Annotated in this window: 13 protein-coding genes and 2 pseudogenes; 3 read left to right on the top strand and 12 right to left on the bottom strand. The window is 31.0% G+C overall.

The features are described from left to right. Nucleotides 1–188 precede the first annotated feature (188 nt). From BUA48_RS15945 to BUA48_RS10560, 3 genes are all read right to left on the bottom strand, one after another. Complete coding sequence (locus BUA48_RS15945) at nt 189–317, bottom strand: hypothetical protein (protein ID WP_278336842.1); 129 nt, start codon at nt 315–317, stop codon at nt 189–191. A gap of 206 nt (nt 318–523) precedes the next feature. Next, nucleotides 524–1,192 (bottom strand): nucleoside/nucleotide kinase family protein, encoded by a 669-nt coding sequence (locus tag BUA48_RS10565; RefSeq protein ID WP_072832030.1) that lies wholly within the window; start codon nt 1,190–1,192, stop codon nt 524–526. A 261-nt stretch (nt 1,193–1,453) separates the two neighbouring features. Then, the gene (locus BUA48_RS10560; protein WP_242944345.1) at nt 1,454–1,714 is read right to left on the bottom strand and encodes a transposase; all 261 of its coding nucleotides are present in this window, start codon (nt 1,712–1,714) and stop codon (nt 1,454–1,456) included. A gap of 115 nt (nt 1,715–1,829) precedes the next feature. Between BUA48_RS10560 and BUA48_RS10555 the strand changes: the two are divergent. Beyond that, a pseudogene (locus tag BUA48_RS10555) lies at nt 1,830–2,253 on the top strand (VirB4-like conjugal transfer ATPase, CD1110 family); the annotation flags it as partial. A gap of 71 nt (nt 2,254–2,324) precedes the next feature. Then, on the top strand, nt 2,325–3,113 hold the full coding sequence (locus BUA48_RS10550) for a hypothetical protein (RefSeq protein ID WP_072832028.1): 789 nt from the start codon (nt 2,325–2,327) through the stop codon (nt 3,111–3,113). 86 nt (nt 3,114–3,199) lie between these two features. Here the strand turns inward: BUA48_RS10550 and BUA48_RS15940 are convergent, their stop codons facing one another. The 9 genes and pseudogenes from BUA48_RS15940 to BUA48_RS10510 form a co-directional block, all read right to left on the bottom strand. Further along, nucleotides 3,200–3,619, bottom strand: coding sequence for a group II intron maturase-specific domain-containing protein (locus tag BUA48_RS15940; RefSeq protein WP_278336845.1), 420 nt, complete (start codon nt 3,617–3,619; stop codon nt 3,200–3,202). Between the two features lie 33 nt (nt 3,620–3,652). Beyond that, nucleotides 3,653–3,865 (bottom strand): annotated as a pseudogene (locus tag BUA48_RS15935) (reverse transcriptase domain-containing protein); the annotation flags it as partial. A gap of 224 nt (nt 3,866–4,089) precedes the next feature. Further along, nucleotides 4,090–5,955, bottom strand: coding sequence for a UvrD-helicase domain-containing protein (locus BUA48_RS10540; RefSeq protein ID WP_072832027.1), 1,866 nt, complete (start codon nt 5,953–5,955; stop codon nt 4,090–4,092). Nucleotides 5,956–5,959: 4 nt separating this feature from the next. Beyond that, entirely contained in the window at nt 5,960–8,017 is a 2,058-nt protein-coding gene (locus BUA48_RS10535; RefSeq protein ID WP_072832026.1) for an ATP-dependent nuclease, read from the bottom strand. A 404-nt stretch (nt 8,018–8,421) separates the two neighbouring features. Then, a complete protein-coding gene (rlmD, locus tag BUA48_RS10530; RefSeq protein ID WP_072832025.1) occupies nt 8,422–9,801 on the bottom strand; it encodes a 23S rRNA (uracil(1939)-C(5))-methyltransferase RlmD in 1,380 nt (459 codons plus the stop codon). Nucleotides 9,802–10,459: 658 nt separating this feature from the next. After that, a complete protein-coding gene (locus BUA48_RS10525; protein ID WP_072832024.1) occupies nt 10,460–10,819 on the bottom strand; it encodes a DUF1540 domain-containing protein in 360 nt (119 codons plus the stop codon). A gap of 730 nt (nt 10,820–11,549) precedes the next feature. Beyond that, nucleotides 11,550–13,304, bottom strand: a complete 1,755-nt coding sequence (pyk, locus tag BUA48_RS10520; RefSeq protein ID WP_072832023.1) for a pyruvate kinase — start codon at nt 13,302–13,304, stop codon at nt 11,550–11,552. Between the two features lie 93 nt (nt 13,305–13,397). Continuing rightward, nucleotides 13,398–14,357 (bottom strand): 6-phosphofructokinase, encoded by a 960-nt coding sequence (gene pfkA / locus BUA48_RS10515; RefSeq protein ID WP_072832022.1) that lies wholly within the window; start codon nt 14,355–14,357, stop codon nt 13,398–13,400. A 229-nt stretch (nt 14,358–14,586) separates the two neighbouring features. Then, nucleotides 14,587–18,168 (bottom strand): DNA polymerase III subunit alpha, encoded by a 3,582-nt coding sequence (locus BUA48_RS10510; RefSeq protein ID WP_072832021.1) that lies wholly within the window; start codon nt 18,166–18,168, stop codon nt 14,587–14,589. 655 nt (nt 18,169–18,823) lie between these two features. Here BUA48_RS10510 and BUA48_RS10505 point away from each other — a divergent pair. Beyond that, nucleotides 18,824–19,261, top strand: a 438-nt coding sequence (locus BUA48_RS10505; RefSeq protein ID WP_072832020.1) for an NADH peroxidase, incomplete at its 3' end; no start/stop codon positions are given.

Here is a 19,261-nt window from a genome sequence, read left to right as displayed (position 1 = left end):
GTATATTCTCATTATACATAATCCAATGTAAATTTAATACTATTCATGTAAATATATGATTAAATTCATTAGATTTCTTCACCATTAAATTATGTTATGTAATGAATTAATAATATGTTTAACAAGCGAAGTCCTTATGACGAGGTTTTTCATCTAGCTTATAATTGAGATCAATTTTATAAAGAGGATTATAATATTTCTCTATTAACCTTTTCTTCTCCGTTATTCGTATTTTTATTTATGCAAGCTAATGCTAGAATAGAACTTAACATGATACTGGCTATGAGAATAATACTCTTGCACATCTTTGTATTCATTCACTTCTCTCCTTTAGATATCTCGCGTTCTGTTAAGTTATATGAACATTACACTTTTCTCACCTCAGGATTAGCAAGTAATTCACTAATATTTTCTTTTTTAATTCTGGAACCTTTAACCTTAAATTTTTTTGATTTTTCCTTTCACTTATCTCATAAAATGCAATGAAACTCAGCCATCTTTATAATCTTTTACATAAGAAATATTATGGATTTTCATTCACGTAATCTTTGAAAGATATTTTAATATTTGCATCACAAATCTCATCTGGATTATCATTCAGTATATGATATAATTGGGTAGGATAAAACCTTTCAGTATACCTTTGTATTATATAGTTCTTATCTCCATAATATTCAAGATCCCTTGTCCGTTGAAATGCAAGCTTTAGCGAATCTTTGAAAGAAATATCCAGCCAAACCTTATAATCGAAATATTCTCTATATTGCTTCTTAAATATGAAAACACCTTCTAGAATAAGAACAAAAGGGCTTTTAAAAGTAAATTCATTGGAAATCATTTTATTACTTTGCCAATCTAAATAACTAATTACTTCAGAAAATGAATCTGAATTTATGGCTGGTGAAATAATCTCATTAAACAACTTTTCATAGTTAAAACTTTCATTATAGTATCCTTGAATCTGATTTTTGTTAGCATATCGCGTTTCCCTGTTAAATAAAAAGTCATCACCCGACAATAAGTATGTGTTAATATTATTTTCCAATAAAAAATCAAATAGTTTTTTAGATAATGTTGACTTTCCAGAACACTCAATACCCGAGATTCCTATAAGATAATTTTTTTTATTTGTAACCAACTTTAATATATCAGCTTTTAATTCTTCAAGATTTTTTAAATTTCCCAATTCCATAGCTATTACTCCTATTTTTTTGTTTTATAATTTAATATTAGGAACTGTTCATACTGATTTTCTACAGAAATCATATAAATAACGTCCTCCAAGTAATCAAATCATAATGTTGTAATATCCATTATAAGTTTCGGTCATATAATTTATATCCCATGCCCTCAAGATTTTGTACAATTTGAACGGCATCCCGTTTATCGAAAGCAATTTCTCTTATGTTATACTTTTTTCCAAGCTCCTCAATAAATAATTGATACTTTATTTCTATGGCTTTGTGAAGATGAGTATAGCTTTTTTCGCATGTCCTATAGGGTATAATATTGCATTCTCTTCTTCAATATCAGCTGATCGCTTCTTTAATCTTCTTATCTCTTCATCATCTGGTCCCAAATTTCTGCTGCCTGGAAAGGCGTTTTTTCCATGTTCTTTGTATCTTCTAATCCATCCTCTTACAGTAGCTTCGCTATCCCCTATATCTTTAGCCACATGGGTTACCTTTTTGCCTTGATCTGTTGCTGACTTTATTATTTCTTTCTTATATTCTTTGGCAAACCTTACTTTTCTATCAATTTAATAAACATATCCTTTATACTTATTATACCTATATTCTATGTGTCTATCAAATCAAGCATACTCCAGTATGCTTGTTGTGCAAGACCAAGTTTGGAACAGAGTAACGGTAAATCGTGCGGAAAAACGCTCCACTCCTTATACTATATGGACGAATTTCACTTGCTCTTAAAATAGGAACAGACCGCCGCCTATTCGGTTGAGATTTGGAAATGATTTCGTAAATGGGGAGGTATTCCTACAGCAATTACACAGAACATCAAAGCCCTTTTATCTTCAAGAAAAGTGGAAAATATCTTTAAAAACAGCGATTTTGTGTATATATGCTCAACCAAGTCGCAGGCGATAAGCAGATACTTGCCAAGCAGCTCAACATTTCCCCTCATCAGCTCTTTTACATCAATGTCATTTTGCCATTCGTGGATAAATTCAAAAAAAACACCGAGCTTTACAGCATTATGACCACCAAGTTAGACGAAATAAAAACAGATTAGAATATTGTATTTATTTGGTAGAAAGGACGTGGTATACTTATAAAATAATTATTATTAGGAGGTGTTTATTAATGTTTGGAACAATCATTATGGATGCATACACCATAGATGAAGCAAAAGATATAGCGAATTTTATTGAAGAAAATTGCTCACCTTTAGATAACTGGGGTTGGGCATCCGCAGGTATTTACTCATTTTGGGATTATCATACTAAAGAGGTTCTATATATCGGACTTGCTTCGGATTTGACTGTTCGTTTTAAGCAGCACAACGGGCTTCTTCCAATTGACGATGGAGCTTGTAAATATCAACAAATTCAGCAATACTTTGCTGATCACAAAAGATTAGGCTACTCTGTTCTGGTTCAATCGTCTTTGTCACAACCCATTGTTCACAGGAATGAAAATTTATATCGAAAATTTCTTGATGCACCAAAAGGAATGCCAATACCAGACTATGCAGGTCGTGAAGGAATTGAAAATATTAAACTAGCAGAGGGACAGTTGATTGAATCATATCGACAAGTTGTTGGAGATATTCCACCTTGGAATAAAATAGGAGGTAATATTGACTCTAGAACGTTTGCATCTTTCAACAATTATCAGCTTGTGGTGGAGGCATTTTCAAAAGGAACACATGAAAATTTTTTAATGTCTCGAAGCACATTGCGTGAACTAGCTAAAAATGCTAAGTATTCTTGGTTTGAAATTCAACTTCATGGATTAAGAATGATGATGTTATCTAGGCGAATGACTTTTGAAGAAGCTATTAGTATGCAAAAACAACTTAATCCATCTTTTGAGAAACAGTGGAGTAGCATAGTTGATTCAAAATATTTAGATAAAAAGATAATAATATAGGATCAAGTAGGAGGTATATAATTATTTTATGTACCGACCTCTCACGCCACCGTGCGTACCGTTCGGTACACGGTGGTTCAATAGAATTACCTAAATCTTAAATAACTTTCGGTTAATGTTATAAATCCTTGTTCTTTTAGGTAGTCGTTGGATAATGTTCTTGCTAAAATAGGGCTATTGGAAATTCTCCAGTAGCCTTTTCTTGTGTTTGCATATTCCCATGCCTTGTAGTTATCTATTCCTAATTTTACTAAATTGTCATGTTTAGTTTTAATCTTTTTCCACTGCTTCCAATAGCATAGGCGTAGCCTTCGTCTTAGCCACTTATCCAATACTCTTAAAGTACTTCTTAAATCTGCTAGCTTAAAGTAGTTAATCCAACCGCTTATTATTTGTCTTAACTTTGTTGCACATTGTTCCATGCTCATCGCATTGCTTCTACCAGTAATTCCCTTGAGTGTAGCTTTTAGTTTCTCAATGGATTTATTATGCACTCTTATTCCCATTCCATTTTTCTTATTATAGAATGAAAATCCTAAATACTTTAACCTCCACGGTCTATCTACCTTACTTTTCTCATTATTCATCTTGAGCTTTAACTCTTTTTCGATGAACTTTGTTATACTAGCCATTACTGTTTCTGCTGCTTTTCTTGATTTTACATATATGTTACAATCGTCAGTATATCTGCTGAAGTTTAGTCCTCGCTTTTCTAATTCTGTATCTAGTTCACTTAGCATAATATTGCTAAGTAGAGGAGAAAGGTTTCAACCCTGTGGTACACCTTTTTCCGTCGTGTTAGGGACTTCCACCCTTAAGATTACGCTCATGCTGGACACACTAAAAAAATAGGCATCAAATATATAAATTTAATGCCTATTTAATATAACTAATGTCTTAAAATATAATATACTAAAGTTCTACTCTATAATCAAAATTTTTTATCCCTTAAATACACTATATTCAATAATATAAGTTAATACTCTATCTTCTTTACAATCTCAGTATCCTCAAACAATTCGTAAAATTCATTAATACAATCATGCTTCTGTAAATTCGAAAATCCTGCTGGTCTATTTGAGCTAAATGTAAAATCAATTCTTCTTTTAGCTCTTGACAGTGCAACAAAAAATGCGCATCTATCCTCATGCGGCTGATTTTTAAAATTCCAAAATGCCGAATCTTCTAATCCAACAAAAAATATAGTGTCATATTCAAGACCTTTACTTTTATGAATTGTCATTATTGGAATTGAATTTTTTCCTTCAAAGTTATCAATAGCTTTAATCCAATCCTTGGTTTCATTATATTCAATCCATACTGATCTTTTAAATTTGTCTACTAAATCATCAAAATAATCTTTAGATTTATATTGTTGAAACTTTGATGCAAATTTTTCGTATGAAATAGATTCAATCTTAGAATCAACTAACGCTGAGAATTGTTTTTCATCAACAATATTTAAGTTTGCATTAAGATCATTAATCATTAACTCTACTTTGATAATGAAATCATTTAATATTTTGGGTTTATAACCTTCGTCTATTCCATATAATTCACCTAGAATGTCGTAAATATAATCCCAATCATCTGGTCTTCTATCACTTGATGCCAACCTAAAAAGCGAAACCAGTATTTTTATTATATCTTCTTTTAATAGATCCTGATATACCGCTTCATTACGTGCCTTAATATTAAGTTGAGAAAGTTTATTTATAATCTCTTTTGAATAAACATCTACATTCTGCTTTACTAATATACATATTTTATTAATTTTTATCCCCTTTTCTACCAATCTAGCTATTTCCTCACTAAGTACATCAGCCTCTTTTATGTGATCTTCAAAAAGTCTTAAATACGCTTCTCCATCTTCATGATTCCACTTTTCATTAGTTTGTAATTCAACAGCATCTTCATTCAATCTGTTATACATTGTTTTTTGAATCTCTACAAGTCTTGGCGCTGAGCGATGATTCATAATTAATGTTCTTTTTTGACTTAAAAAATCATTTTGAAAGTCTTCAAATATTGACTTTCTAGCACCAGCCCATAACATAATTCGTTGTTTGCCATCACCTACAGCAGTAATTATTGTCTTTGCCTTTAAAAAACAAGCTTTAACAAGATCATATTGAATTGATGTAGTATCTTGAAACTCATCTAAAAATACATTACTATAAGTCATTTCAATTGCTTTCTTAATATACCTATTTGTTCTTATCAAGTATTCAGCTAAACGTGATATCATCTCGAAAGTAAGTGAACTTTCAAAATTATTATCTTTGTTGCCTTTAAGTAATACATTCCAAGCGTCTATAAAAATCTTATCTATAAAATCTGTATGTAAAGGCAATTTATTTATCGAGAGTTTATTTCCATACGCTCTATTAAAATCAGTTTGATTTCCTCTGAAACTTAATCCTGCTATCTCAAATGCTCTTCTAACATCTCTATTTTCGGCTATATTGTAGTTATTTGAAGGTCTATATGATTCATCTAAACTATTTTTAAATCTATCTACAATTTCTTTTGCAAAAGCATCATAGGTCTTTGATTCAAATCTTGAAGCTAATTCTTTCCCGCATCTCAATTCTACACGCTCTTTTAAATTATCAGCAGCATCCTTTTTAAAACTAATAGCAAGGATTTTTTTAGGATATCTACATGTATTAGTCTCTAGTAAAAAGCAGGCTCTCTGAGCTAATAACTCTGTTTTTCCAGCTCCAGGACCAGCTACAACAAGTGTATTTTTATCACTAATAACTGTATTCATCGCCTCAACTTCTAGTTTGAATCCTGCTGACGGATGCCACTCTTCTGTACTAATCCAATTCCTCTTCATTTTCTTACTCCCCTAAATCATCTCTCATCTTTTTAATAACCCTATTTGCAAACTCTTTTAGACATTCTGGGAAGCTTTCAAAATCTATATCAGCATTATTGGAAAACAAAGATAGATGAGTAGTTGGTTTACCTCTTCCTAAAAAGAAATATGAATACCATATCATAAGTTCTCTCTCCTCTTTAGTATAAGTAGATCCATCGCCACCTTCTTGTTTTAATGTTGATTTAATATCACTCTCTATTCTATCTTCATAAGCCATTTTCAATGCGTCTTTAGTATCTTCATTGATCACAATATCTTGTATTTTGCCATGATCTTTTATCCTAGGGCCTTCACCACTTGTTAATGCTGAAATATATTTATCTTTAAAACTTTGTAACATTGCAAAATCTATATCTAACGGTGCTGAAAAATAAACCTCATAACTTTTTAGACATTCAATCCATCCCGAAATAATTTCAGTCTTAGCTACATCCCAAGTATGCATCCTTTCAAAATTTTCATCTGATAGAATTCCTTTAGTTGTTTTAAGCAATGTATTTTTATCATAACCAATCTTGATTAATTGTTGTATTGCATACTTTATACGTCCCCAACCACCTCCATCTCGTTCTCTATCTAAATCCAACAAAGTAATAAATGGAATTTCTAAATCGTTCAATAAGCGCCAAAAATGATTAACATGTCTACCTCCTAATGGTACTATTGAAACTTCTGATGAATCTATAGACTCCTCTTTTAATTCAATCATCTTTTTAATAATAATTTCTTCACTATCACCTTCGCCCAATACAACAAGTTTTGCAAAATAAAGTTCAGGATATGCTAATACTGCTTCCTTTACGAATTTAAATTGTTCTGCTTCCTTTTCTTTATCTGGTAATCTAATAGACTTCACTTTTGTACTTTCATGCTCATTACAAATCCTAAAATATCTTATATCTGTTGGTTCAATTCTTTTTACTATAGCTGGTGAATGTGATGTCAATATTGTCTGCGAATTTTCTTTTGTAGAAATAAGGTTTAACTTTTCAACTACTCTTCCTAAAAGATGAGGTGAAATATGATTTTCTGGTTCTTCAACTGCAACAATTGTTAATACAGGCGGTATTAATGTAAATATATCTTCTTCTTTACCATCATTAATAGATTTTAGAATTTCTTCTTCAATTTCTAAAAATGTATTTACAAGTGAAAGATAAAATAAAGAACGTAAACCATCCCCAAGTTCTTCAACCCTATAATCTCGATGTGTCTCTGTAGGTGAGAAAGTTACTTCAACTTTCTTTAAAATTGTTTCTAAATCAGTACTATTGAAATTTATCTTTGGATTAGAATACCTAATATCCTTATGATAACTATTCCATTGAGTTTCTAGTGATTTCTTTAATGATTCAACCCCTTTTTCTTCAAAGAAAATTTCTTCGGTTTCACTTACTTTCGTTTTAATTTTTGTCTTTGTTTGCTCTGACCAACTTATACCATTTAGTAATCTTGAAATTATTGTCCCTGAGACATTTTTTAATTGTTCATCTGGCTTCCTAATGGCAGGTACATAAATCATCTTTATTTGATCAAGGTCATGTCTTTTGATATTGCGCTTATCTTCTGGATTTATCTCTTCTGTCGTAGATGTTATATAATATACATTTGAATCAATACTTCCTTCAGGATTTGAGCTTTTTTCCCAGTTTGCTTCAAGTCTAATTCTTAAATAAGGTTTCCCCCCTTGTTCACTAACAACCATATTTTTGAAAAACACTGGTATGGATATGCTGTCTTCTTCCTTCTCCAGTTCAGGAAACTCAAATTGTGATTCAATATATAATTCATTCTTAGCAACACTATCTGGGTCAATACTTTCAGGTATATGGAAATCAGATCTTTCAATAATTCTATCACTAGGTTTTTCTCCAAAAAGTTTTATAAGTGCACTTAATAAAGCGGTTTTACCACTGCTATTATGACCTATAAATCCAGTCAAATTATTAATTTCAATAGTTGTAGGTTCTGCTCCAAAACACCTATAGTTACTAAGAATTACTTTTGTCAATTGCATAATAATTTTCCTCCCTCAATCCCAATCATATATTTTACGTCTTTTAATTCTATATTTTACCTTTATTATACATCTTTCCCTAAAATGTTTCCATTGTTATCTTAGTAAAAATATAGGTCTATCGTTCAAGATTCCAAAAACCTTTTTAAATACTTTAACTCTTTTTATTAATAAAATTTAATTCTTTCTTTTCATGTATTTTTATACAAAAAATAGATATCAAATATATAAATTCAATATCTATTTCTATAATTAAAACTTTTATTTTATCGTATTTCCACACTCCATATATATAACTACAGACACATCAAAATACCTTTTTAATTCCTTATTCCTTATTTTACTTCCATCTGACACAAATACTACATGCTTATGAAAGTGGCTAAAATTCAATATTTCCAGCATTATTTTCGATGTATCGACGCTACACACTCCACATGTGATGTTTGTGGGAACATATCTACTGGTTGGATATGTTTTGCTTCGTAGCCTAGGTCTACTAGTACTCCTAGATCTCTTGCTAGTGTTGCTGGATCACAGGATACGTATACTATTTTTTCTGGTGCCATTTCTGCTATGGCTTCTAATAGTTTTTTATCGCAGCCTTTTCTTGGTGGATCTACTACAACTACATCTGCTACTATGCCTTGTTCTATTAGTTCTGGGATTACTTTTTCTGCTTCTCCCACTATGAATTCAGCATTGTCCACTTTATTTTCTTTGACGTTTTTCTTTGCGTCTTTTATTGCTTCTGGTACTATTTCAACACCGTATACTTTTTTAGCTTTTTGTGCTAGGAATAATGATATTGTTCCTGCTCCACAGTATGCGTCAAATACTATTTCTTCTCCTGTAAGCCCTGCATATTCTAGTGCTTTGTTGTATAGCACTTCTGTTTGTATAGGGTTAACTTGGAAGAATGATAGTGGTGATATATTGAATTTGAATTTATCTATATAATCCACAATTGTATCTTTTCCCCATAGAGTTATGCACTTTTTGCCTAATACAACGTTAGTTTTGTTAGTATTTACGTTTTGAATTATGCTTGTTACGCCTTCTATATTTTTAGTTATTACTTCTATGAACTGTTCTTTTGCTGTAAGTTCTTTTCCGTTTGTAACTAGTACTACCATTACTTCGCCTGTTTTGAAGGCTTTTCTCACCATAATGTGTCTTACGCAGCCTGTTCCATCTTCTTCATTGTATGGTTCTACGTCGTTGTTTCTCATCCATTTTCTTGTTATTTTCACTACTTCGTCTGCTATTTCATCTTGTATATAGCAAACGTTCATGTTTATAATCTCATGGCTTCTTTGAGCGTAGAATCCTATTGCTATATTATTATTTGTATTGTTACATACTCCTACTGGAAGTTGTACCTTATTTCTATATCCGTATGGATCTTCCATTCCTACTGTTGGATGCATAATAAAGTTTTCTACTTTACCGATTCTGTTTATACATTCCATTACTCTGTTAGTTTTGTAGGCTAATTGTCCATCATATGATAAGTGCTGGATATTACATCCTCCACATCTTTCATAGATGTTACACTTTGGATTTGTTCTACATGATGATGGTTTTATTACTCTCATTAACTTTCCGAATGCAAATTTCTTTTCTACTTTTAATATCTTTGTTTCTACGATTTCACCTTCAATTGCACCTGGGATAAACACTGCAAAGTTATCTAGCTTTGCAACTCCTTCTCCTTGAAATCCCATGCCTGTAATTGTTACTTCGTAGGTCTTGTTCTTTACTACTGGAATTGAATTTTTCATTTAGTTTCACCTTTCTGACTTTTGTACCCATATATCTTTACTTCTTATTTACGTTTAACCTTATCTTTGATTTTTTATTTTTCAATTTACTTTCGCCTATAAGATTTTGCGTAAATATTTTTAACTTTTATACTAAACTTTCTTTTATTTATTATTGTATATTTTCGGGTTTTCATTTTTGCACGCTTATATTTAGGTTTAATTCTCTTCTTTAATTACAATTAAATCTAAATATAATGAAAACTGTTTTTAGAATATACCTGCATTGATAATATCCATTATGAGCTTTAAAGGTACTTTGTCATACTTTATTTTTTGCTAAGCTTTATACTTGGTTAATTTTTTGCTTAATCTATAAAGTAGATATTATTTATTTTCTACAGTTTATAATTTATATATAATGCCTTAATATAAGAAATTTTTTAGTATGATTTTACACTTAAATTTTTATTATTGTTTTTACTATTTATATGGTACAAAATACTTCTTTAATTTTTATCTCTTTTAAATGCAATACTTAAAGTATACCAATTATGATATAAATAATTCAATAGATTTTACGAATTTAAATACAAAGAAAAAGCACAATTCAAAGACTTAATAACTAAAACTTAATCCTTGAATTGTGCATAGATTTAATTTTAACTTTCTTAATTAACTATTCTATAAAAGTATCACAACAAGTCTTAGAGCTTGTGATCGCTCTTGTTCCATCGATTTTCACGTCGCTTGCAGTACACATTTGATTACTATTATACCTACAATTTAGTGCACTACATCTAATATTAGGGGCCATTTCAATGGATGCGTTACTATATAATTGTTTTAATTCTCCTGCTACATTAATGTTGCTCATGCTAGAAAATGCATTTTTCAATCCCTTTTCCATAAAGGTATCGCATTGAGTTCCTTGACTAGCGTGTGCATTCATACCTGAAACATTAATATTATTAGCTTCACATAAACCTCTTTCATTGTTTACGCAGTTTGTACAATTACAACTTAATGAATATGCCATTATCTCATCACCTCTAAAAATAGTATTTACTTTTAAAGGGATTTTATACACTTCAAGATTAGTATAAAAATATTTTTTCTATAATATAAGCTTATTAATTATATACTTACAGTGAAATATTTAAATTCACTGAGATATTATATTTTAGCTTTAATATTACAGGGTGTATATTGCAATAGAATTATTTTTAATATATGAACTTACTTTCTGCTAAGTTTAATAGGAGCTGTAGCATTAAAAAATTTACATACAGTATATTGTTTTTCATATTTAAAATTAACACAGTATATTCCAGGGTTTATTCTTAGTTCGACAGTCCCATTAATTAAATTTTATATTTTCTTAGACCTTTTAACTTCTTTATGTTTGTGATATTTCTTTAAATATCCTATGCTTTTAGGGGTATCCTCTTATATTTTTTATGTTTTTCTCTATAAAAGCATAAAAAAAATACACCTTTTCAGGTGCATAGTTGTGTGTAGAAAAAATCAGTCGCCTTTGGCTTATTTAAATCATTTCCTATTTTTCAAAATTATATACACTTTTATATAATTTTTTTTACATATTATATTAGTATATCAAAGACGACTTTAAAAATCAAATATTAATTTTTATTTTTTACACTTTTATTTTCTTATTAATTTTATATTTAAGTTTATTTTTTATCTTTATATTTTACTTTTTTTCTCAACTCTTACTTCTTCTTTGGTATTCTTATATATATTAACTATTATTTTATAGTTGTTTTTCCGCTATATACTAATCCTCTGTCTGAGTCCATTGTTATAAATGATCCTGTTCTTATCATGCTTAATGCATCTGATGCTTTGTATATTACTGCTTTATCTAACTCTTCACAGGCTAATACTACATTTGATGCTATATCTTCTGATACAACAACTCCTGATACAAATTTTATAACGTTCATATATGACTCATCTATATTTTTTGCAACTAGGATATTTCCTGGTTTTATTATGTCTTCTGCTTCTGAAGCATTGTTTACTATTCTAGCCATACCATAAGCACATTTATCTCCAATTCCTCTTCCTTGAACTAGTATGTCTCCTATAATATGAACTTTTAACATATTTGTACTTCCAATATAGTTTACTGGAATACCTGCTGCAATAATTACTAGATCTCCTTTACTTGCATAGCCTTCTTCTGCTGCTTTATCAGCACAAGTTTCTATAAGTTCGTCTGTTGTAGGAACTTTCTCAGCTAATATGGAGTAAACTCCCCAGTTTAAAGCTAGTTTTCTTGCTACACTTTCATATGGTGTTACTGCTATGATATCACATTCTGGTCTATGTTTTGATACGCTTCTAGCTGTAGCTCCACTTTGTGTTGGTGTAATTATTGCTGTTGCTGTTAATTGTCTTGCTGTTGTACATGTTGCTAAACTTATTGCATCTGGTACACTTACAACGCCTTTTTTATTTTTAAATTCTAATTCTGCATCATAGTCCACTGAATGTTCTGTAGTTTCTGCAATTTTTGCCATTGTTTGTACAGCTTCTACTGGATATTTTCCGCTTGCTGTTTCTCCACTAAGCATTATAGCATCTGATCCGTCAAATATAGCATTTGCAACGTCTGAAGCTTCTGCTCTTGTAGGTCTTGGATTTCTCATCATAGAATCTAGCATTTGTGTTGCTGTAATAACTGGTTTACCAGCTTCATTACATTTTTGAATAATCATTTTTTGTACTAAAGGAACTTCTTCTGTTGGTATTTCAACACCTAAGTCTCCTCTTGCAACCATTATACCGTCAGAGAATTTGATAATTTTATCTATATTATCTACACCTTCTCTGTTTTCTATTTTTGAGAATATAAGTATATCGTCTCCACCGAAATCTGATAAAGTTCTTCTAATTGCTAAAACGTCTTCTCCCGTTCTAATGAAAGATGCTGCAACTATATCAACTTCTTGTTCCACACCGAATTTTAAGTCTGCTATATCCTTTTCTGTTAAAGCAGGTAGTTTTATAGATACTCCTGGAACGTTTACACCCTTATGGTTACTAACTATTCCACTGTTTGTAACTACGCAGTGTATTTTGTTTCCTTCTATACTTTGTACTTCTAAGCCAACTAAACCATCATCTATAAGTATTTTGTCTCCTGATTTAACATCTTTATATAAATCAGCATAAGTTACTGAGCATGTGCTGTCATTTCCTACAATCATATCTCCACATACTATTGTGAACTCTTTTCCTTCTTTAAGTTCAACCTTAGGCTCACTGAAGTCTCCTGTTCTAATTTCTGGACCCTTAGTATCTAATACAATTGCTATATGTTTTCCTACTTCTTTTCTAACTTCTTTTACTAGTCCCATATTTTCTGCATGACTTGTATGGTCTCCATGTGAAAAGTTATGTCTTGAAGCATTCATTCCTGCTTTTATTAACTCTTTTATTATTTCCTTATTATTGCTTGCTGGACCTATTGTACATACTATTTTTGTTTTTTTCATAACCTAACTACCCTGCCCTTTGCTATATTTTGGATTTAGTTTTCCAAGTTCCACCTTTTGTAATACCTTTTACTTAAACTTCCTATAGTTTTACTAATATGATAATACTCTTGATAAATTATATAAATATTCATTAAACTCATGTTTCATGGAAAGAGCTTCGTCTATATCCATATCAGATATTTTTCCACCTTGTACTCCAACTACTCTTGAGCTTTTACCTTCTATTAATAATTCAACGGCTCTAGCACCCATTGTTGATGCTAATATTCTATCGAAGGCTGATGGACTACCACCTCTTTGTATATGCCCGAGTATTGTTGATCTTGTTTCTATTCCTGTAACATTTTCTACTTTGCTAGCTAATTCATTTGCTCCACCAACACCCTCAGCTAGTAAAATAAGATTATGTAACTTTCCTCTTATTTTTCCTTCAATAATTATTCTGCATAACTCATTTAAATCATATCCTTTTTCTGGTATGATAACCTTTTCTGCACCACCAGCTATTCCTGTATATAGAGCTATATCACCACAATTTCTTCCCATGACCTCTATTATACTTATTCTTTCATGAGATGATGAAGTATCTCTAATTTTATTTATAGCATCTAACACTGTGTTTAATGCAGTATCAAATCCTACAGTGTATTGAGTGTATGCTAAATCATTATCTATTGTACCTGGTATACCAACTGCTGCTACACCAAGCTTAGAAAGAGCTTGTGCTCCTCTAAAAGAACCATCTCCACCGATAACTACTAATCCATCTATTCCAAAGACTTTAAGTACATTTACAGCCTTTTCTCTTCCAGCATCTGTTGTAAATTCTTCACATCTTGCTGTTTTAAGTATAGTTCCTCCCTTATGGATTATATCTGAAACACTTCTTCTATCCATTTCAAATATTTCTCCATTAATAAGGCCACTATATCCTCTGTGTATACCCATTACTTTTAAACCATGGTCTATACCAGTCCTTACAACTGCTCTAATTGCGGCGTTCATTCCTGGTGCATCGCCACCACTAGTTAATACTCCTATAGTTCTCATCTTCTCTCCCCCTTATCTCTTATTTACTTAATGAACCTTATTCTTTTGATTTTACTGAATATTACATTAATTCCAAGCAAGAGTTATAAAACTTAGTTTATTTTGGCAATCTTGAAAAATTGTCTTTCTTTAATTATATTTAATTATTGAAAAAATGTTAAGTCAATTTTGATAATTATTTTTTAAATCGCCATTAAATTAATGTTATTTTTATTTAATGGCGATTTTTTTATTGAACCTTTACACTGTTTTCACCAAATTTATTTCTTAGATATGTAAGTATTTCAATACTTCCATCTACCCATAAGCCAGGTTCTATCCTATATTTTTTTCTTTCTTTTCTTGTGCATAGATAAATCGGCACATCTCCCTTATGCTTTATAAGACTTTCTCTTATATCACTTATAACTATAGGGATTGCTTTTTCTGTTTCTACTAGCACAAATATTTCTTCTGAACTTTGTTTAATAACTGGAGCTATATCTTCACAAATTATCTTAGGTTGTTCCTCTTCTCTTATACTAACTCTTCCCTTAATTACTACTATAGCATCTTCATTAATTAAAGAGTTATATTTTTGTAGAGTTTTTGGAAATACTATTACTTCAATACTGCTGTACATATCCTGTAAATTTAGGAATGCCATGTATTGATTAGTTTTAGTTACCTTTCTATTAACCTCTGTGATTAATCCTCCAATTACTACTCTATCACCATCAGCTACCTTAAATACTTCCTTTGCAATTTCGTTTTCCTCTTCAACTTCTTCTAAGGAATTCTCTTCTATAATGTCTGAAAGCTTAGTATTTGTAAGGCCTTCTAAAATGTCTTCGTACTCTTCTAAAGGATGTCCTGTTATATATACTCCTGCCATTTCCTTTTCCATAGCTAATAAATGTTTCTTTTCGAACTCCTTAATCTTAGGATATTCAATTTCTAAATTATTATTAGTTTTTTCTAAGCTTTCGAATAAAGTAATTTGTCCCTCTATATTTCTTTTATTGGTATTGTGTATACCTTCTAAAATTTTTTCGTAAACGGCTAAAAGCTGAGAACGATGGACTTTAAAATTATCAAAAGCTCCACATTTTATTAAGCTTTCTACTGCTCTTTTATTTATTGCAGATGTATCTATCTTTGTACAGAACTCCATAAAACTAGTGAATTTACCTTTTTCTTCTCTAGATTTAACTATACTTTCAACTACATTCACACCTACATTTTTTATTGCAGCCATACCGAATCTTATACTTTCATTTTCAACAGTAAACTTACCATAGCTTTCATTTATATCAGGTGGCAATACTTGAATTCCTAATTTGTTTGCAAATCCTATGTAAAAAGATACTTTTTCATTAGAACCCATAACACTATTAAGCATTGCAGCTATGTATTCCTTTGGATAATATCTCATTAAATAAGCAGTTTGATAACCTACTACAGCATAAGCCGCAGCATGTGATTTATTAAATCCATAGGATGCAAAATCCATCATGAAATCATAAATTTTATCTGCAACCTCTGCCTCTATGCCATTTCTTACACAGCCTGGAACTTCAACATTGCCATCTTTATCCGTTATACCATAAATGAAGTTCTTTCTTTCCTCTTCCATTACCTTGTGTTTTTTCTTTGACATGGCACGTCTTACAAGGTCACTTCTACCCATAGAATAGCCAGCAAGGTCCCTAACTATCTGCATTACCTGTTCCTGGTAAACCATACATCCGTATGTTACATCAAGTATTGGCCTTAATTTTTCAGTGTGATACTGTACTTCCTCTGGATTTCTTTTTCCTTTTAAGTATCTTGGTATCTCAGCCATTGGACCTGGTCTATATAAACTTATTCCAGCTATGATATCCTCTAAACTATCAGGTTTTAATTCCTTCATAAAGGTAGTCATTCCTGCAGATTCAAGTTGGAATACGCCAGCTGTATGACCTTCACCAATCATCTTATAAACTTCTCTATCATCAAAGTCAATCTTATCTATATCAATTTTTATTCCTTTAGTTGCCTCTATTATATCTAAAGTATCTCTTATAACTGTAAGTGTCCTTAAGCCTAAGAAGTCCATTTTTAGGAGTCCAAGTTCTTCTAAAGTTGTCATGTCAAACTGAGCAACTATACTTTCATCATTTTTTAAAAGCGGTACATATTCAACTAGAGGATGTGATGCTATTACTACCCCTGCAGCATGAGTTGAAGTATGTCTTGGTAATCCCTCTAAATCCTTAGCTACGTCTATTAATTCCTTTACTCTAGGCTCTTCGTCATAAGCCTCCTGAAATTCTGGATTCATCTCTAAAGCTTTCTCTATAGTTATACCTAAGACTGTTGGAATCATCTTAGCTATTCTATCAACCTCTGCATAGGAATAATTCATAGCCCTACCAACATCTCTAATGCACGCCCTTGGAGCCATTGTTCCAAAGGTTACTATTTGAGATACATTATTAAATCCATACTTCTCTACAACATAATCTATAACTTCGCCTCTTCGCTCATAGCAAAAATCGGAATCTATATCAGGCATACTAATTCTCTCTGGGTTTAGGAATCTTTCAAATAGCAGGTTATACTTTATTGGGTCTATTTTAGTTATTCCTAGTGTATAAGATACTATAGAACCTGCCCCGGAACCCCTACCTGGTCCTGTTGCTATGTTTTTTTCTCTTGAGAATCTAAAAAAGTCCCAAGTTATAAGGAAGTAATCTACATAACCCATTTGATTTATTACGGATGCTTCATAGTCTAATCTTTCTACTAATACTTTAGCTTCTTCATTATTCTCGGCTATCTTGTATACTTCATCAAGGTTAAATTCCTTATCTAATAAATCTTTGAATACATCGTATCTCTCAATTAGTCCCTTAAAGCAAAGTTCTCTTAAATAATCAAAGGCTTCTACTCCCTCTGGTAGCGGATATTTAGGTAATTTTGACTTATGAAACTCGTAGTCATAATTACATTGTTCTGCTATTTTAACAGTGTTAGAAATGGCCTCTGGTACATGTGAGAACAGTGTCTTCATTTCTTCAGGTGACTTTAAATAAAATTGATCTGATGGATATCTCATTCTATCAGTGTCATCTAAATTTTTTCCTGTTTGTATACAAAGTAATATGTCATGAGACTTAGAGTCTTCCTGCTTTATATAATGCACATCATTGGTACATACTAAGGGAATATCTGTTTCCTTTGAAAGCTCTATAAGTGCCTCATTAACTGCTAATTGCTCATCAACTCCATGATACTGAAGTTCTAAGTAAAATCCATCTTTGAATATTTCCTTATATTTCCGTGCTGTTTCCTTTGCTTTTTCTTTATTTCCTCTTGATAAATATTTTTGTACTTCTCCACCTAAACAGGCACTAAGTGCTATCAATCCCTCACTATGAGCCTTTAAATACTCATGGTCTGTTCTAGGTTTATAATAAAATCCTTCAATTGAAGCCTTAGAAACTATCTTCATAAGGTTCTGATATCCAATTTCATTCTTTACAAGAAGTACTAAATGATAAGTTTCGTTATCTTTATCCACTTGCTTTATATGCATAGATTTAGGAACTACATATGTTTCACATCCTATTATAGGTTTAATTCCTTGAGCCTTTGCTTGCTTATAAAATTCTACGCATCCAAACATAGTTCCATGATCAGTTATGGCTATACTCTTCATACCTAACTCTTTAGCTCTACTAATAAGTTTAGATATCTTCCCCGAACCATCTAGCAAACTATATTCCGTATGAACATGCAAGTGAACAAACTCTCCTAAGTTCTCTTCACTTAAAATTTCTTTCATTGTTCACACTCCTTTTTCAGAATTTTTAAAATCAACCTCAATTTTCATTTGGTATTTATGACAAATTATGATATTATATCTTTAATAGTTACCAAATTTTATTTAATATTTTATTTTGTTACTTTGTATTACCTATAATTATACTTGTGAAATATAAACATTGAAAGTCTTTTCAGTATTTATAGCTTAAGTAATTAAACTTAAAGACAACCTGTATTACTATTGTAGTATTTACTTATTAGTATTACCAAAGTTGAGCTTAAGTAAAAAGTTTTAGTTTAAAGCGGTTATTATTTACGGGGTTTCTATTATATATAGTCTTACTAATTAAAAGTATTTTTTTAATAAAGTTATACACTTATTTAATCTAATTTTAACTTGGGGTAGTTAATACATCTAAAGTAACCTATTAATGTAGATAGTTTAATTTTATATTGAGGTAAATCTTTCTTTTAAATTAAAGATATCTTCACTCTAAACCTATAAAAAAGTTTTTTTAAAAATTTAAATATTTTTTTAAAAACCCATTGCTAACGGATAATTATTATTATATAATAATCTTGTAGCCAAGAGATGGTTACTAAATGAAACCAAAGTTAAATAGAAAAAGATTAAAAAGTTAATTAATATATTAAAATTTCGGGAGGGTTTAATTATGAAAAAATTTGTTTGTACAGTATGTGGTTATATTCACGAGGGAGAAACAGCTCCACAAGAGTGTCCATTATGCCATGTTGGATCAGAAAAATTTATAGAAAAAACTGAAGGATTAGCTTGGGCTGATGAGCACAGAGTAGGAATAGCTAAAGATGTAGATCCAAGAATCCTTGAAGGATTAAATGCTAACTTCATGGGCGAGTGTACAGAAGTTGGAATGTACTTAGCAATGAGTAGACAAGCTGATAGAGAAGGATACCCAGAAGTTGCTGAAGCTTACAAGAGAATAGCTTGGGAAGAAGCTGAACACGCTGCTAAATTCGCTGAATTATTAGGTGAGGTTGTAGCTGCTGATACAAAAGCTAACTTACAAGCTAGAGTAGATGCTGAGCACGGTGCTTGTCAAGGTAAAAAAGATTTAGCTACATTAGCTAAA

The sequence above is a fragment of the Clostridium collagenovorans DSM 3089 genome (assembly GCF_900130005.1).
GTDB lineage: Bacteria > Bacillota > Clostridia > Clostridiales > Clostridiaceae > Clostridium_D > Clostridium_D collagenovorans.
This window is presented reverse-complemented; position numbering and strand designations above follow the sequence as displayed.

Excerpts from the sequence above, each read along its gene's own strand:
- pyk (WP_072832023.1), bottom strand. The coding sequence starts at position 13,304 with ATGAAAAAAACAAAAATAGTATGTACAATAGGTCCAGCAAGCAATAAT.
- BUA48_RS15945 (WP_278336842.1), bottom strand. The coding sequence starts at position 317 with ATGAATACAAAGATGTGCAAGAGTATTATTCTCATAGCCAGTATCATG.
- pfkA (WP_072832022.1), bottom strand. The coding sequence starts at position 14,357 with ATGAGAACTATAGGAGTATTAACTAGTGGTGGCGATGCACCAGGAATG.
- BUA48_RS10525 (WP_072832024.1), bottom strand. The coding sequence starts at position 10,819 with ATGGCATATTCATTAAGTTGTAATTGTACAAACTGCGTAAACAATGAA.
- BUA48_RS10550 (WP_072832028.1), top strand. The coding sequence starts at position 2,325 with ATGTTTGGAACAATCATTATGGATGCATACACCATAGATGAAGCAAAA.
- rlmD (WP_072832025.1), bottom strand. The coding sequence starts at position 9,801 with ATGAAAAATTCAATTCCAGTAGTAAAGAACAAGACCTACGAAGTAACA.
- BUA48_RS10510 (WP_072832021.1), bottom strand. The coding sequence starts at position 18,168 with ATGAAAGAAATTTTAAGTGAAGAGAACTTAGGAGAGTTTGTTCACTTG.
- BUA48_RS10540 (WP_072832027.1), bottom strand. The coding sequence starts at position 5,955 with ATGAAGAGGAATTGGATTAGTACAGAAGAGTGGCATCCGTCAGCAGGA.
- BUA48_RS10565 (WP_072832030.1), bottom strand. The coding sequence starts at position 1,192 with ATGGAATTGGGAAATTTAAAAAATCTTGAAGAATTAAAAGCTGATATA.
- BUA48_RS10535 (WP_072832026.1), bottom strand. The coding sequence starts at position 8,017 with ATGCAATTGACAAAAGTAATTCTTAGTAACTATAGGTGTTTTGGAGCA.
- BUA48_RS15940 (WP_278336845.1), bottom strand. The coding sequence starts at position 3,619 with ATGGGAATAAGAGTGCATAATAAATCCATTGAGAAACTAAAAGCTACA.